This window comes from Nocardia sp. Tas62D01, from assembly GCF_055232035.1.
In genome coordinates, this window is the sequence record NZ_JBUYUZ010000001.1 from 5,879,685 (window position 1) to 5,895,252 (window position 15,568).

The following is a 15,568-nucleotide window of genomic DNA, read 5'->3' on the forward strand; positions in this document are numbered from 1 at the left end:
GCGACCATGCCGGTATCTTCGTCCCGCACGCCTTCGCCCGAGCAGACCGTCGACCTGGGCGAAATCCGCATGAACTACGCCGTGACCGGCGACGCGTCCAACCCCGCACTACTGCTCATCCCCGCGCAGACCGAATCGTGGTGGGGCTACGAGGACGCGATGCGGCTGCTCGCCGACCGATTCCAGGTCTACGCCGTCGAACTACGCGGGCAGGGCCGTTCCACCTGGACATCCGCGGCCAGGAAATCGGCTAGGGGCGATTCTTCGCGGGCCTGTTCGTTGCCGCGCGGCGCTCGGCCTGCTGGGTCTTGATGCGCTCGTTCTCCTGCAGCACCGCGGCGTAGTTCTCGCGCTCACGGACCAGCCAGTCCGGCTGCTCGGCCAGGAGGTTGGCGATCTCGTCGGCGGTGAGGGAGTCGGAGACCTCGGCGCGGGCCAGGCCGGAGTTGGAAACTCCGAGTTTGCGGGCCACCACGTCACGGGGGAAGGGGCCGTTCTTGCGCAGTTCGGTCAGCCAGGCCGGAGGATTCGCCTGCAGCCCGTCGAGGTCGGCGCGGGAGATCGGTGAGTTACGGAACTCCTCGGGCGCTGCCGGGAGGTAGATGCCGAGCTTGTTCGCCGCCGTCAGCGGCTTCATCGTCTGCGGTTTCTTGTCCGGGCTCACCGATACACCCTATGGCACAGTGGCCGGAGTCCTTCCGTAGCCCCGCGCTTGGACGAGCGAAGCCTCGGCCACCGCTTATCTGGCCCGTCGCGGGTCTTGATCACGCCGGGCAATACCCTTGACCGAATGAGCCGGTTCGAGTCCATCGACGTCACTCGCCTTCGCTGGTTTGTTGCCGTTGCCGAGGAACTGCATTTCGCGCGCGCGGCTAAATCGCTGAATATCTCGCGCCAGAAGCTGAGCCACACGGTCATCGATCTGGAGAACGAACTCGACACGAAACTCTTCGTGCCGGGCGCGCAGCCGACACAGTTGACCGAGGACGGAGACGAACTGCTGCGCGAGGCGCGCGAGATCATCGCCCGCGCCGATCAGCGTCCGGCCGAGCCGGCTACGTCCGAAACCACCACCCTCCGTATCGGTTTCGTCCCCGGCGTCACCGTTTCGAAATGGACTCGTATCTGGGGTGAACGGTTCCCTGAGACTCCGCTCGAAGTGATCGCGGTCCCGGCCGCAGACCAGTCGGCGGCGCTGCGCGACGGCCGTGTCGACCTCTGCTTCGTCCGCCTGCCGTTCGATCGCGACGGCATGAGCGCGATCCCGCTCTATCGCGAGCTGCCCGTCGTCGTGGTGCCCAAGGACCACCCGATCTCGGTGTTCGAGCAGGTGAGCACGGCGGAACTGGCGGACGAGCGAATGCAGGATTCCGACGACATCGACGCGATCGCGGGCACCATCGAGCTCGTCGCCGCTGGCGTCGGCGTCGCCATCGTGCCGCACTCGATCGCCCGCCTACATGCCCGTCGCGACCTCGTCTACCGCACCGTCACCGACGTGCCGAGCACCGAGATCGCCTTGGCGTGGCCGAACGAGCAAACCACCGACCTGGTCGAAGAATTCGTCGGAGTGGTACGCGGCCGCTCGGAACACAGCTCCCGATCACCGGCCGTCCGCACCAAAACCCCGCAGCAGCCCGACAAGACCCCGGCCAAACGGGTTGGCGGCCGTTCGAACCCTGCCAAGCAGAAGCCCGCCAAGCGCCGAGGGCGCTGATCCGAGCCGGTCGGCCAGGTGGCGATGGCTTCAACTATCGACGACGATCGGCGAATCCTTTCGTCGCGTTCGCCCCTCTCATACTTGTGTCGACGGCCACTGTCAGCTGACCACCGCTGACAAGGAGTGATGCCGGAACGGGCGAGCCGCTGCTAGCGCGGCTTGCGGCGCAGGATCGAATCGCGGATGAGGATGCCCGCGATCGCGAGGGCGAAGCCGACCAGGAAGACGTCTTCGACGTGACCCTTCTGGTTGCCGATCGTCATGGCCAGCAGGATCACCACGACGACCCAGCCCGCGACACGGAAGGTCCGGCGGGATTCGCCGCTCCAACCCCAGGCGGCGGACGGAACCTCGGCGGTGTCCACATGGGTGAGGACGCCGCTGTCACTGTGGGTGGTTTCGAGTTCCGTGGCGGCCACGATCGCTCCTCAGCTGGTGGGTCGAGTACTTGTCGATATCGTGGCATACGACTGGTCGTCGTAGCCAGCAGGCCCTGCCACAATGGGGCCGTGTCCGACATCGTGAGAGTCCTACTGCTCGGCAGCACCGGTTCCATCGGGACCCAAGCGCTCGAGGTGATCGCGGCAAACCCGGACAAGTTCGAGGTGGTCGGCCTGGCCGCCCGCGGTGGCAATACCGAAGTGCTCGCCACGCAGATCGCCGCGACCGGGACCCGCAATGTCGCCGTCGCGGATCCGGCCGCGGCTCAGCAGCTCGACCTCACGCTGGGCGGTCCCGGTGCGGTCACCGAGTTGGTGCGCCGCACCGAGGCCGACGTCGTGCTCAACGCGCTGGTCGGCTCGCTCGGTTTGGAGCCGACCTTGGCCACACTCCAGTCGGGCACCCGGCTGGCCCTGGCGAACAAGGAATCGCTGGTCGCGGGCGGTTCACTGGTGACCCGGGCGGCATCCCCCGGCCAGATCATTCCGGTCGATTCGGAACATTCGGCGCTGGCACAGTGCCTGCGCGGCGGACGCGCCGAGGAGGTGGACCGCTTGGTGCTGACCGCGTCCGGCGGCCCGTTCCGCGGCTGGACCGCCGAGATGCTGGAATCGGTGACTCCCGCTGAGGCGAAGGTACATCCGACCTGGTCGATGGGTCTGATGAACACCATGAATTCGGCGTCGCTGGTGAACAAGGGGTTGGAACTCATCGAAACGCACCTGCTGTTCGGCATTCCCTACGACCGCATTGACGTCACCGTGCACCCGCAGTCGATCGTGCACTCCATGGTCACCTTCACCGACGGCTCCACCTTGGCGCAGGCCAGTCCGCCCGATATGAAGCTGCCCATCGCACTGGCCCTCGGCTGGCCGGACCGGGTGCCCGGCGCCGCGGCGGCCTGCGATTTCAGCACCGCGTCGACATGGGAGTTCGAGCCGCTCGACGACTCGGTGTTCCCGGCGGTGGAACTGGCCAGGCAGGCGGGCACCGCGGGCGGCAGCGTCACCGCGGTCTACAACGCGGCCAATGAGATTGCGGTGCAGGCCTTCCTGGACAGCGCTATCCGGTTCCCCGAGATCGTGCGCACCGTGGCCCGCGCGATCGAGGCGGCCGGTCGGTGGCGCGCGGAACCCGAGACGTTGCAGGAGGTGCTGGCCGCCGACACCTGGGCGCGCGAGTATGCCCGGGCGCTTGTCGCCGGGTAATCAGCTCCGGCTACGGGGTGATCGGGCGCGCCGTAGGACGGCGGCCTGGCAGACTGGGCCGAGAGGGTTGGGCCGCGTCCAGTTACTGTGGTCGAGGTGCTCGCGGCCGAGAGCGGTCGCGTGCGTGCGGCGGCCGCTGGTCGCATTTCATCGAGGCGAGCTGCGCAATGCAGGAGGGCTGTAAACCAAATGGTGTTCGCGTTGGGGTTCGTGCTGTTCGCTCTTTGCATCACGATGTCGGTCGCGCTGCACGAATGCGGGCACATGTGGGCTGCTCAGGCAACCGGCATGAAGGTGCGGCGCTACTTCATCGGCTTCGGCCCGAAGGTGTTCTCCTTCCAGCGCGGTGAGACCGAATACGGCCTCAAGGCGCTGCCGCTCGGCGGCTTCTGCGATATCGCGGGCATGACGGCGCTGGATGAACTGGCGCCGGAGGATCTGGACCGGGCGATGTACCGGCAGGCCACCTGGAAGCGCCTGGTGGTGATGTGCGGCGGCATCGCGATGAATTTCCTGCTCGGCTTCATCCTCGTGGTTATCCTCGCCATCGGCTGGGGCCTGCCGCGCTTCGACCAGCCGCCCGCCACCACCATCGGCAAGATGAGCTGCGTCGCGCAGCAGAATGTGGACGGGACGCTGCAGACCTGCTCCGGCACCGGCCCGGCGCAGCAGGCTGGTCTGCAACGCGGCGACGTGGTGACCGAGGTCAATGGGGTGAAGGTGAAGACCTGGCAGGAGTTCCAGGCCGAAACCCAGAAGCAGACCGGACCGTTCGCCTACACCGTCGAGCGGGACGGAAAGACTCTCACCATCCCGGTGACCCCGGAACGGGTGATGCGGTACCCGACCGACGGCGGGCCAGGCAAGGAGGTCAGCGCCGTCGGTGTCGGCTCGGAGTACTACGAGCCCGTGAAGTACAACGTGCTGGCTGCGATCCCGGCGGCGGGCGCGTTTGCCGGTGACATGTCCGTGCGCACGCTGCAGTCGCTGGCGCAGATGCCGCAGAAGGTCACGGCGCTGTGGACCGCGGTAACCGGTGGCGCGCGCGACCCGGAAACCCCGGTCAGCATCTACGGCGCCAGCAAGATCGGCGGCGAGACCGCCCAGCGCGGGCTGTGGGGCGTGTTCATCCTCGTGCTGGCCAGCCTGAACTTCTTCCTCGGCGCCTTCAACATCCTGCCGCTGCTGCCGCTTGACGGCGGCCACATCGCGGTCGTGCTGTACGAGAAGATTCGCAATTCCATCCGCGGCTGGAAGGGCCTCGCGCCCGGCGCACCCGTGGACTACATGAAGTTGCTACCTGTGACCTACGCCGCGGTGGTGATCGGCGGCGCGTACATGGTGCTCACGCTGGCCGCCGACATCGTCAACCCCATCAAGCTGTTCCCCTGACGGCGACATCCCCGATCCGTTCCGGCTGTTCGCCTTGACGAGGTACCCTGTCGCGGGCACTGGGGAGCAGCATGTCATGGTCGTCACAGGGTGCGCGGCCGCCGCGCGACTAAGCTCGGTAGGCGACCGGCTCACCACAGAACGCACGAAAGTAGGCAGCCGAAAGTGACCAGCACAATCGGATTGGGGATGCCGACCGCACCAGCGGCCGTTCTCGCGCCACGCCGCAAGAGCCGCCAGTTGATGGTGGGCAATGTCGGCGTCGGCAGCGATCATCCGATCTCGGTGCAGTCGATGACCACAACCAAGACCCACGACATCAACGCCACCCTGCAGCAGATCGCGGAACTGACCGCCTCGGGGTGCGACATCGTGCGGGTGGCCTGTCCGCGTCAGGAGGACGCAGACGCGCTGGCCACCATCGCGCGCAAGAGTCAGATTCCGGTCATCGCCGATATCCACTTCCAGCCCCGCTATATCTTCGCCGCGATCGATGCCGGTTGTGCCGCCGTCCGCGTGAACCCGGGCAACATCAAGGAATTCGACGGCCGGGTCGGCGAGGTCGCGAAAGCCGCTGGCGCCGCTGGCATTCCGATCCGCATCGGCGTGAACGCCGGCTCGCTGGACAAGCGGATGATGGAGAAGTACGGCAAGGCCACCCCGGAGGCGCTGGTCGAGTCGGCGCTGTGGGAGGCGAGCCTGTTCGAGGAGCACGGCTTCGGCGATATCAAGATCTCGGTCAAGCACAACGACCCGGTGATCATGGTCGAGGCATACCGGCAGCTGGCCGCGCAGTCGGACTACCCGCTGCACCTCGGCGTCACCGAGGCCGGTCCGGCGTTCCAGGGCACCATCAAGTCGGCGGTGGCGTTCGGAGCGCTGCTGTCCGACGGCATCGGCGACACGATTCGGGTGTCGCTGTCCGCGCCGCCCGCGGAAGAGGTCAAAGTCGGCGGGCAGATCCTGCAGTCGCTGAACCTGCGGCCGCGCAAGCTCGAGATCGTGTCCTGCCCGTCCTGCGGCCGCGCCCAGGTCGACGTGTACACCCTCGCCAACGAGGTGACCGCCGGACTGGAGGGCATGGAAGTACCGCTGCGGGTGGCCGTGATGGGCTGCGTCGTGAACGGTCCCGGTGAGGCCCGCGAGGCCGATCTCGGTGTCGCCTCCGGCAACGGCAAAGGGCAGATCTTCGTGAAGGGTGAGGTCATCAAGACGGTGCCCGAGGCAATGATCGTAGAGACGCTGATCGAGGAGGCCTTGCGCTTGGCCGAGCAGATGGGCGAGGACACCGGCGCCGGGGAGCCGGTCGTCACCGTCGGCTAGTCACCGTCGTTTCATTCCCCCGCCGCCGATCGGATATCGACCGCAGTGTTGCGTTGCTATTAGGGATAGGCGTACCACATCCGGGCGATTCGTGGCAGGCTGTCATTCGTGCGGAGTCTGTTGGAGCCGACGCGACGGGCCAAGTACGCCGCCGCGCGTCAGCTCGCGAACCGGGACCTGGTACAGGTCCTCCGAGTACTGGATGCCGATCCGGTCGCTTCGTGCATGGTCGCGGCACGACTGCAGGAGTTCGGGTTGGAGACCGGCAGCGGGTACGGCGAGTTGTGGAGCCGCGGCGATCCGTCGGAGTCGCTGTGCTTTTCGGGCGCGAACATGGTGCCGTTGCGCGGCGGCCAGGATGCGTTGCGCGCGTTCGCCGAGCGCGCGAGGTGCTGGCCTCGGGTGTGTTCCTCGGTGGTCGGCCGTCAAGAACTGGCGCTGCCGCTGTGGGAAATGCTTGCCTCGCATTGGGGACCGGAGCGGGAAGTGCGTGCTGAGCAGCCGCTGCTCGCCCTCGCCCAGCCCTCGCTTGCGACCGCGGACGCGGACGTCCGCCCGGTTCGTCCCGACGAATTGGACCGCTACCTCACCGCGGCGATCGCCATGTTCATCGAGGAGGTCGGCGTGGACCCGCGAGCGGGTGACGGCGGCCGCGGATATCGCCGCCGGATCACCAGCCTGATCGAATCCGGCCGGGCCTGGGCACGTTTCGAGGACGGTGAAGTGGTGTTCAAGGCCGAGGTCGGCTCGCTGTCCCGGCGCACCGGTCAGATCCAGGGCGTGTGGGTGCACCCGGAACATCGTGGCGCCGGGCTCGGCACCGCGGGTACTGCCGCGGTCGCGAATGCGGTGGTCGCCTCCGGCCGGACCGCCAGCCTGTACGTGAACGACTTCAACCAGATCGCCCGCAGGGCCTACGGCAGGGTCGGGTTCCGGCAGATCGCCACCTTCGCCACCGTGCTGTTGGACTGAGTTTCGGTGCGCCACAGGCGTTTGCCAGCAGTTGGCTACTAGCATCGGTGCCGATGTCCACACGCATTCTCATCACGCTGGCTGTCGTGGCGCTCGCGGCCGCGGGAACCGCTTGTTCGGCGAGCCCGCAGGGACCGGTCCCCGCTGCCGACGCCTTCGTCAGGGCCTTCGCCGACCGCGACCTCGAAGCCGCGGCCCAGCTCACCAGCCAGCCCGAGAAGGCAACCGCCGCATTGGGTTCCGCGTGGAACAAGTTGCAGGCCGAACGGCTGACCGCACATACGGGCGCGGCCAGGGTCACCGGGGATACCGCGACCGTCGACTACACCTACGAGTGGCGCCTGCCCAAGAATCGGACCTGGCGCTACACCGGCCAGCTGCAGATGGGCCGCAGCGACGGCCGCTGGATGGTGCGCTGGACCTCTTCGGACATCCACCCGAAACTCGGCGACACCCAAACCATGGCCCTGCGCACCAACCCCGCGCCGCGCGCCAGGGTCAACGAGCAGTCCGGCAGCGACGTGCTGGTGCCGGGCAAGGTCTCCCGGGTCGCCTTCACCGCGGCCGACGCCCCCGACCAGGGTTTCGTCGCGACATCCCTGGCGGCGGCGCTGAACCGATTCGACGAGCGGCTCACCCCCGAGAAGATCCTGAGCTCGGCGCGATCCGCCACAGGCGCCTACACCGTCGCGTTGCTGAGCGAGAACGAATTCGACCGAGTGAGTGCGGATCTCATCGGGCTGCCCGGGGTGACGCTGACCCAGCAGTGGGACATGGTCGCCACCGATCGGAACTTCGCGCCCGACCTGCTCGCGCAGGTGCGCAAGACGGTGATCGCTGAGGTGGACGGCAAGGCGGGCTGGAGCGTGGTCACCATGAACGCCAACGGCGCCGACACCGACGTGCTCACCGAGGTGGCCTCGCAGCCCGCTCCGTCGTTCTCCCTCAGCGTGGACCGGTTCGTGCAGAATGCCGCGCAGCGCGCCGTCGACGCCCGCGCCGAGCAGACCATGACGGTGGTGCTGCGTCCGTCCACCGGCGCGATCCTGGCGGTCGCGCAGAACCAGGCCGCCGACCGGGACGGTCCGGTGGCCACCATCGGGCAGTATCCGCCGGGCTCGGTGTTCAAGACGGTCACCGCGGCCGCCGCGATGTCCGCCGGAATGGCCACTCCGGACACTATGCTGCCGTGTCCGAGCCGGATCGTGATCGGGGAGCGGACGATTCCCAACTACGACCTGTTCCAGCTCGGCGACGTGTCGATGGCCAGGGCCTACGAGCGTTCCTGCAACACGTCGTTCGCGAAGTTAGCCAGTGAGTTGCCGGGCGATGCGCTGCACGCGACCGCCGCGAAACTGGGGGTGGGACCCGCTTATACCATCGCCGGACTGCCGACCACGTCGGGTTCGGTGCCGCCCGCCGACGACATGATCCAGCGCACCGAGGACGGGATCGGGCAGGGCAAGGTGGTGGTGAGTCCGTTCGGCATGGCCGTGATGGCGGCGACGATCGCGCACGGCTCCGCGCCGGTGCCGTATCTGATCGCCGGTCGCGATACCGAGATCGAGGGCGAGCGCCCGGCCATCGCGCCCGAGGTGATCGACGGGTTGCGCGAGATGATGCGCAAGGTCGTCACCGGCGGCACCGCCGAACGGATCGCCGACCAGGGCGAGGTGTTCGGCAAGACAGGAGAGGCCGAGGTCGACGGCGGGTCGCACTCGTGGTTCGTCGGCTACCGCGGCGATATCGCGTTTGCCACGCTACTGGTCCGGGGCGGCAGCTCGGACCACGCGGTCGCGGTCACCCGCGATATGTTCGCCGCGCTGCCCGCGGGGTACTGAGTGCATTCGCTGCTGGAAACCGACAGCTCTACTCTGCCGGTGTTCTTCCACGACCGGCGCGGCGGTTCCGGCATCGCGGCTGTCGAGCACCTGAATGGCGGCGGCTCCGCCCAGAATCAGACCGGCCGTGGCGAGGATGGTGGTGGAACGCTTCATGGTTCGGCTCCCTCGGGTCAGGGGTATCGACTTGGAAGGGTTCGAGCTGCTCCGCGGGGGAATTCGGTGAAATTGTCTGAGTTTTGCTGGCCTGTGAACCGTAGAACGAGATTGATCGGCCGAGCAAGACAAAGCGTCCGGCGCACATCGTCTTCGAGTTTATGGCTTGGATCACATTTTACGAGGTCTTTTTTCACTTCCGCGCGCGGCTGGTTCAGGCGCGGTGCAACGTTGCGGCGAGATGGTGTTGGATCGGCTCGCCGACCGCGGCCATGCGCAGCGTGTAGTCGATGGTGTTGCCCGACAGCCGAATCGAACGGCCGAGGGCGGTCACCAGTTTCGCGGTGCTGCTGCGGCCGATGCTGGTCGAGTCGAGTTCCATGTACACCTCGTCGTCGGTGACCGACAGTGAGCCCTCGCAGATTTCGGTGATGCCGGTTGGGTGGGCGAGGATCAACTCCACCCGATCCGGTTGCGGGCAGCGCAAATAGCCGGTTTCGGCGTGCATCGGCCTGCTGCCGTCGGTGGCGCGGGTGCGCTGGCGATAGGTGAGGAACGGCCTGCCGAGATGGCCGAACTTGATTTCCTCCAGGTAATCGAACGGCTCGATGGTCGGGTATTCGCCGTGCCCGGGTCCGCGCCAGGTGCCCAGCAGCGGTGCCAGCGGAGCGATATCGGGATGGGGGGCGACGGAGGGTTGGGGTACGACCACGGCCGACAGCCTAACCCGTATATCAGCGGCAAGCTGCTGGTCGGCAACTTCGGCGGCCTCGGTCACGTGCTCGCCTACGACGACGCCACCGGCAAGCGTCGATTACCTGCGCGACGCCGACGGCAAGCCGGTCGAGATTCCCGGCCTCTGGGCGCTGATGTTCGGCAACGGCGAAAGCCTCGGCGACGCCAACTCGCTGTACTTCACCGCGGGTCCGGAGGACGAGAAGGACGGTCTGTTCGGCAAGCTCCGGCTGAAGTAATCGGCTATGTGCCACGGCGGCTCCCGATCATGCAATGGGAGCCGCTTTTGTCGTATGTCCCGCGGCTATTCGGCGTCGCTCGGCGGGGCCTCCACCGCACAAGCCCATCGCTCCGACCAATCCCAGACCGACTGCAACGCGGTGCCGAGTTCGGTTGCCGCGATCGTCAGCTCATAACTCTTGTCGGGTTTCTTCACGATCAGGCCGGCGGTTTGCAGGTGCTGTAGGCGCGTCGACAGCATGCTCGACGAGCAGTTGCCCATCCGGCGGCGTAGTTCGAGGAAGCCGAGGCAGCCGGGTTCCAGCTCCCACAGGACCCGCAGCATCCACCGCTGGCCGATAAGTTCCATCGCCGCCAGCATCGGCTCGTTCGCCGGATCGGCGTGGCCCCGCGATGGTTTCGCTCCGCTTGCACTTCTCATTTCGAACTACCATAGTGATTCTAAATCAGAAGCATTGCCGCGGGTTGGTCCGCGATCGAGAGGGAGACGGTGGGCGAAATAGGAAACTCGACCGAACAGCGGATCATCTTGATCACCGGGGCTTCGCGGGGCATCGGCGCCGAAACGGCGCGTATGCTGGCCGCGAGCGGTGACCACGTGATCATCAACTATCGCGAAAAGCACACGCGCGCGGCGAAGCTCGCCGAGGAGATCGTCGCTGCGGGCGGCAGCGCCTCGACGGCGGGTGCGGATATCGCCGACCCGGACTCCGCCGGCGCGCTGATCGACGGAGTCACGGAGCGCTTCGGCCGTCTGGATGTGCTGGTGCTCAACGCATCCGGTGGGCTGGAACGCAATGCCGCCCCCGGGTACGCGATGGCGATCAATCGCGATGCGCAACTGCGCCTTGTGCGACTGGCGTTGCCGATCCTGCCTTCCGGTGGCCGCATCGTCTTCGTCACCAGCCACCAAGCGCACTTCCACGGCCGCAAACCGGTCCCCGCCGATTACGAGCCCATCGCCGAGAGTAAGCGCGCGGGCGAGGACGCCCTGCGCGCGATGATTCCGGAACTCACCGCACACGGCCTGGGCCTGAACGTCGTCTCCGGCGACATGATCGACGGCACCATCATTGTGCGCCTGCTGGAACGTCGAAACCCCGACGCGGTCTCGGCCCGCCGCCACCACGGTGCGCTACCAACGATCGAAGACTTCGCCGCCGCCGTCGCCGCGGCCACCAACACCCGAGACGAGCCCGGCCACACCAGTTACGTGGGTGGCGAGGACTACCTCGCCACGCTGTAACCCGGCCGTGCGTCGAACCTACCTCGATGCGGTCCCGCCCGGCAGTAATATCCGACGTTTCGGGTGGTCGCGGGGGGATTCGGAACGATAATCGGAGAGTGGGATCCGGTCGGGCGGTGCGGTTCAGACGTTGCTGTTCGGACTGGCGAACGGCGGCGGTACTCGGCGTCGGGGGGAGACCGAGATGAGATACCCGGACAACGACCGGATGGTGCCGGGTCGGGACCTGCTGATCGCGGCTTGCCGCGGGTTGCCGCACGATGATCATCCGATGTTGGAGGCCGTCGGAGAGTTGGCTCAGCTGCACCAACTGCGTGAGCAGACGCCGGTGTGCGCGATGGCCAAGCTGGATCGGCGGCGCGCGAAGCTGGTGCGGGCCATCGATCTGTGGGTGACGTTGGCGATGCCTGTGCCCTTCTGTATCGCGGGCGTACACGGCGAAACGGTCGGGCAGATCGTGGATCGGCTCGCGCGGATGACCACGCTGGCTTTCGTGCCATTGGCGCTGGCCCCGGAGCCGGTGTTCTATGACGCCTGGGTGCAGCTCAACGAGTTGGCGGACGCCTACCAGGATTTGGTTGACGAATTGCGTGCCGGAACCAGGCGACTACCCGACGGCACGGGTTAGCGGCTACTTTCCGCGGCCGAACAGCCGGAACGACCGATCCCGCCGCCGCGGCAGCGTCGCGTACACCATGGTCATATCGGCGAACACCTCCGCCTCCTGCTCGCGTTCGGTGCCGAAGTCGCTGCGGCCGAGGACATGTCGGATCGATACCGGCGAGATGGAGGGCAGCAGCGCGGCCAGGGTCGGTGCGAGCGGCGTGGCGGGATCGGCGTCGTCGCGGCCGTGCCCGAGCAGCATGTGTCCCACTTCGTGCAGGATGATGTGGTCGGCATTGCGTTCGGTGGCTTCGGAGTCGTACACGATGATGTCGTCGTGCTTGCGCGCCACCCACAGACCGCTGCCTCGGCAGCCGGCCTCCGCGAGCATCGCCGCGGGGACGGGACGCAGCGAGATCGACCGGCCGCGGTGCGCGGCTACGCTTGCCAGATAGGCAGACAGGTTCCATGGGCTGGGGTGTGGCACGGTCCGGATAGCGTCACGGAAACGAGCTTCCATGCTGGTCATCGAGGCACACCTTACCGATCCGCGAGTCGGCCGTCACTTCCGCGATTCCGGCATAACACCCGTGATCGATTCCGACGTCGGACAATTCGATCCCGCCTCGGCCTGGCCGTCTGCACCCGGCTCGTCGAGCAGAGCCGAACTTTCGCCGAGTTCGATACGTACTCTGTTCCGAGCGACAGCGGACAACAGCCGGTTCCAGGCCGATCAGCATGGCTGTCACGGAGGATGGAGCTGTGCAGATGAGCAGCGATCGGCTAGTCGACGCGCCGCGACCGCGCACCGCGCGGGTGGCCCAATGGTGGGTGCTGACCTGCCGCCTGATCCGGCCGTCCTGGCGCAATGGCGAGGTCCTCACGGCGGTGCTCGCGCCGACGATGTTCACTATTGCGTTCTATGTACCGCTGAACCTGGTGATGACCGTCTTCGGGCACGGGCTGAGCAGTTACGCGCAGTTCCTGATGCCGATGATCGTGATGCAGGCGGTCGCCTTCTGTTCGACGTCGGCCGCGTTCCGGGCGGCCACCGACGCCAGGGATGGGCTCAACCTCCGGTTCGGTTCGATGCCGATGGCGGCGGTGATGCCGTTGGCCGCGCGGATCACCGCCGCGCTCTATCGCGCGCTGATCGCCCTGTCCGCGGCGCTGGTGTGCGGCGCGCTGATCGGGTTCAGATTCTATGGAAGCTGGTGGGACACAGTCGGTTTCCTCGGCTTCGCGCTGCTGATCGCGTTGGCGCTGTGCCTCGGCGCCGATCTGCTCGGCAGTATTTCCCGCAGCCCCGAAGCGACCACCCAGGTATTGATCCTGCCGCAGCTGATCCTCGGCATGGTGTCCACCGGCTTCGCACCCGCCCAGCAATTTCCTTCCTGGATACAGGGTTTCGCGCGCAACCAGCCGGTGTCGCAATTCGTGGTGGGGTTGCGGGCGCTCGCCGGTGATTCGACGCCCAACGCGGGCGCGGTGGGCTGGCCGGTGCTCGGTCCCGCGCTGGCCTGGACGCTCGGTCTGGCCGTGGTGTTCGGCGGTGCGTGCGCGGTCGTCGCCATGCGGAGGTCGGCATGACGCGGACGCTGACGCCCGCGCGGGCCCTGCCGACGGTGTCCGGCCGCACCGAGACCTGGCGGTTGCTGCTGCCGCAGACGATGATTCAGACCAAGCGGCTGTTGATGCGGTGGTGGCGTGATCCGCTGACGGTCATTCAGTCGCTTGTCTACCCGGCGCTGCTGCTGATCATGCTCAATACGGTGCTGGGCCGCCAGATTTCGTCGTTCGCGGGTGCGAGCGCGCTGTATGGATCGGTGCCGATGGTGTCGCTGGTCGGGGTGATGTCGGGGTCACTGGCCGGCGCCGTCACCCTCGGCCGGGAACGCGACCAGGGGTTGCTCGCGCGGTTCTGGGTGCTGCCGGTGCACCGTGCGTCCGGGCCGGCCGCGCGGATCGTCGCCGAGGGTGTCCGGATCCTGTTGTGCACCGTAGTGATTTTCGCGGTCGGTGTGGTGCTCGGCTTCCGATTCGAGCGGGGCGTGCTGGCCGGGATCGCGATGTTCGGGGTGCCGATGCTGTTCGGGCTCGGCTTCGCGACACTGGTCACCGCGGTTGCCGTGTTCAGTGCGAAAGCCGCTCTGGTCGAGGCGGTTTCGCTGGGATCGTCGATCATGATGTTCTTCTGCACCGGGTTCGTGCCGCTGTTCGCCTACCCGGGGTGGGCCCGCCCGATCGTCGAGCACCAGCCGATGACCTATGCCATCGAGGCCATGCGCGGACTGTCGCTCGGCGGCGCGGTGCGCGCGCCGCTGCTGGCCAGCATGGCCTGGTCGGTCGGCGCGATGGTGCTCTTCGCGATCCCCGCCGCGGTCGGGTATCGGCGTGCCAGCCGGGCCTAGCAAGCTGTCTCAGCGCATGTGCTCGGCGGCCTCGTTGATCAGGTTCATAGAGTCGCGCGGACTCAGCGCCATGGCGCGCAGCTGGTCGAAAATCACTCCGAAGCGGCGGATTTCGGTGTGACCCTCGATCAAGTCGTCGCCTGCGATGCCCTCCACATACACCAGTTCCGGGTCGGCCGGATTGGGGAAGTCCAGCAGCGTGAAGGATCCGGCCATGCCGGGATGGGCGCCCGCCTCGAACGGCAGGATCTGCAGGATCACGTTCTTCTTCTTGGTCTCCTCGAGCAGCCGCATCAGCTGTCCGTTCATGACCTCGGGTCCGCCGACCTTCCGTCGTATCGCGGCCTCGTCCAGCACCACCCACAGTTCCAGCGGATCGCTCTTGGTCAGTACGGCGGCGCGGTCGTGCCGGGCCTGCGCGCGGCGTTCCAGGGCCGACGCCTCGAGTTTCGGCATGGAGGTGTCGATGACCGCTATCGCATATTGTCCGGTTTGCAATAGCCCTGGGATGAACGAGGTTTGGTAGTGCCGGGCCGAGAGCGCCTCGGACTCGAAGTTGATGTACGCGGCGTACACGTCGGTCAGGCTGGCCTCGTAGGGCCGCGACATACCCGGTTTGAGCGCGTCCGACAGCAGCTCGAGGGCATCCTCGCGCTGCTGATCGGTGACGCCGTACAGGTCGAGCATCGTCATCAGGGTGCGCCGCTGCGGCCGGGCCTGCGCCGTCTCGATCCGGTAGAGCGTGGTGATGTTGATTCCGGTCTTGCCGCTGACCTCTTCCTTGCTGAGACCAGCCTGTTCGCGCATGTCGAACAGCAGTACCGAGAGTCGGCGCAATCCCGCGGTCAGGACCGTCCGCTTGCCTGCCATGACAACAACCCTTTCACCCGGCGCACTACCTGGACGCACCATTGCGTTCTTGCATGTGTGAGAGCTCGCCACGCGCTGCACATTTGCAACGGTGTTCGTAGCGTCCGAGCCTACCGCCTTCCGTAACAACGCGGTTCAGGGTTTTCGGTGCAATGGGGTGATGATTTCCGGTGGCCGGCGGATCGGATCGGCGCGTCGCGGCGCTACCGATGTCCGGCACATACTTGTGGGCGTCGGTGCGACGTTCGCCGCGCACTGGTGCTCTGCCAGCGGCTACTGCCGCTGGGCCGAGCGGACACTGGCGGTCACGCGTGGGCGCGATCCACAGCCTGTCGAGCTCCAGATATCGGCGATGGCCCTGATCGGCTGGATCAGCATGTGCCAGGGTGTGCACGACGAAGTCGAGCGGA

General features: G+C 66.9%; 17 protein-coding genes. 11 read left to right on the top strand and 6 right to left on the bottom strand.

Features of this window, described 5'->3' with window-relative positions; genetic code table 11:
* The first annotated feature begins 6 nt into the window (after positions 1-6).
* Positions 7-312, top strand: coding sequence for an alpha/beta fold hydrolase (locus ACV7NQ_RS27920; protein WP_463362336.1), 306 nt, complete (start codon positions 7-9; stop codon positions 310-312).
* Here ACV7NQ_RS27920 and ACV7NQ_RS27925 read toward each other — a convergent pair.
* Complete coding sequence (locus ACV7NQ_RS27925; RefSeq protein ID WP_463362337.1) at positions 251-664, bottom strand: DUF5997 family protein; 414 nt, start codon at positions 662-664, stop codon at positions 251-253. The two genes, ACV7NQ_RS27920 and ACV7NQ_RS27925, sit on opposite strands and share 62 nt — an antisense overlap.
* Positions 665-790: 126 nt before the next feature.
* On the opposite strand from ACV7NQ_RS27925, the gene ACV7NQ_RS27930 reads away from it, so the two are divergent.
* Positions 791-1,717 (top strand): LysR family transcriptional regulator, encoded by a 927-nt coding sequence (locus ACV7NQ_RS27930; protein WP_463362338.1) that lies wholly within the window; start codon positions 791-793, stop codon positions 1,715-1,717.
* Between the two features lie 152 nt (positions 1,718-1,869).
* Here ACV7NQ_RS27930 and ACV7NQ_RS27935 read toward each other — a convergent pair whose 3' ends face one another.
* Positions 1,870-2,139: a DUF2631 domain-containing protein gene (locus ACV7NQ_RS27935; protein WP_463362339.1), complete on the bottom strand. Its 270-nt coding sequence runs from the start codon at positions 2,137-2,139 to the stop codon at positions 1,870-1,872.
* A gap of 90 nt (positions 2,140-2,229) precedes the next feature.
* On the opposite strand from ACV7NQ_RS27935, the gene dxr reads away from it, so the two are divergent.
* The 5 genes from dxr to ACV7NQ_RS27960 all read left to right on the top strand — a co-directional run bounded on the left by dxr (position 2,230) and on the right by ACV7NQ_RS27960 (position 8,897).
* A complete protein-coding gene (gene dxr / locus ACV7NQ_RS27940; RefSeq protein WP_463362340.1) occupies positions 2,230-3,369 on the top strand; it encodes a 1-deoxy-D-xylulose-5-phosphate reductoisomerase in 1,140 nt (379 codons plus the stop codon).
* Between the two features lie 189 nt (positions 3,370-3,558).
* Positions 3,559-4,761, top strand: coding sequence for a M50 family metallopeptidase (locus ACV7NQ_RS27945; RefSeq protein ID WP_463362341.1), 1,203 nt, complete (start codon positions 3,559-3,561; stop codon positions 4,759-4,761).
* Between the two features lie 165 nt (positions 4,762-4,926).
* Positions 4,927-6,084 (top strand): flavodoxin-dependent (E)-4-hydroxy-3-methylbut-2-enyl-diphosphate synthase, encoded by a 1,158-nt coding sequence (gene ispG / locus ACV7NQ_RS27950; protein WP_463362342.1) that lies wholly within the window; start codon positions 4,927-4,929, stop codon positions 6,082-6,084.
* Positions 6,085-6,192: 108 nt separating this feature from the next.
* Positions 6,193-7,056: a GNAT family N-acetyltransferase gene (locus ACV7NQ_RS27955; protein ID WP_463362343.1), complete on the top strand. Its 864-nt coding sequence runs from the start codon at positions 6,193-6,195 to the stop codon at positions 7,054-7,056.
* A 53-nt stretch (positions 7,057-7,109) separates the two neighbouring features.
* Entirely contained in the window at positions 7,110-8,897 is a 1,788-nt protein-coding gene (locus ACV7NQ_RS27960; RefSeq protein WP_463362344.1) for a penicillin-binding transpeptidase domain-containing protein, read from the top strand.
* Positions 8,898-9,267: 370 nt separating this feature from the next.
* Here the strand turns inward: ACV7NQ_RS27960 and ACV7NQ_RS27965 are convergent, their stop codons facing one another.
* The gene (locus ACV7NQ_RS27965; protein WP_463365841.1) at positions 9,268-9,774 is read right to left on the bottom strand and encodes a peroxynitrite isomerase; all 507 of its coding nucleotides are present in this window, start codon (positions 9,772-9,774) and stop codon (positions 9,268-9,270) included.
* A 318-nt stretch (positions 9,775-10,092) separates the two neighbouring features.
* Positions 10,093-10,377, bottom strand: a complete 285-nt coding sequence (locus ACV7NQ_RS27970; RefSeq protein ID WP_463362345.1) for a winged helix-turn-helix transcriptional regulator — start codon at positions 10,375-10,377, stop codon at positions 10,093-10,095.
* A 141-nt stretch (positions 10,378-10,518) separates the two neighbouring features.
* Here ACV7NQ_RS27970 and ACV7NQ_RS27975 point away from each other — a divergent pair, with 141 nt between their 5' ends.
* Together ACV7NQ_RS27975 and ACV7NQ_RS27980 are read left to right on the top strand one after the other, a co-directional pair.
* Positions 10,519-11,274, top strand: a complete 756-nt coding sequence (locus tag ACV7NQ_RS27975) for an SDR family oxidoreductase (RefSeq protein WP_463362346.1) — start codon at positions 10,519-10,521, stop codon at positions 11,272-11,274.
* 184 nt (positions 11,275-11,458) lie between these two features.
* Positions 11,459-11,902 (top strand): hypothetical protein, encoded by a 444-nt coding sequence (locus tag ACV7NQ_RS27980; RefSeq protein ID WP_463362347.1) that lies wholly within the window; start codon positions 11,459-11,461, stop codon positions 11,900-11,902.
* 3 nt (positions 11,903-11,905) lie between these two features.
* Here the strand turns inward: ACV7NQ_RS27980 and ACV7NQ_RS27985 are convergent, their stop codons facing one another.
* Positions 11,906-12,406, bottom strand: a complete 501-nt coding sequence (locus tag ACV7NQ_RS27985; RefSeq protein WP_463362348.1) for a hypothetical protein — start codon at positions 12,404-12,406, stop codon at positions 11,906-11,908.
* A gap of 239 nt (positions 12,407-12,645) precedes the next feature.
* Between ACV7NQ_RS27985 and ACV7NQ_RS27990 the strand changes: the two genes are divergently transcribed.
* Positions 12,646-13,467, top strand: a complete 822-nt coding sequence (locus tag ACV7NQ_RS27990; protein WP_463362349.1) for an ABC transporter permease — start codon at positions 12,646-12,648, stop codon at positions 13,465-13,467.
* Positions 13,464-14,288, top strand: coding sequence for an ABC transporter permease (locus ACV7NQ_RS27995; protein WP_463362350.1), 825 nt, complete (start codon positions 13,464-13,466; stop codon positions 14,286-14,288). The genes ACV7NQ_RS27990 and ACV7NQ_RS27995 overlap by 4 nt, the downstream gene beginning before the upstream one ends.
* Before the next feature lie 9 nt (positions 14,289-14,297).
* Here the strand turns inward: ACV7NQ_RS27995 and ACV7NQ_RS28000 are convergent, their stop codons facing one another.
* Complete coding sequence (locus tag ACV7NQ_RS28000) at positions 14,298-15,158, bottom strand: helix-turn-helix domain-containing protein (protein ID WP_463362351.1); 861 nt, start codon at positions 15,156-15,158, stop codon at positions 14,298-14,300.
* Positions 15,159-15,568: the final 410 nt, after the last annotated feature.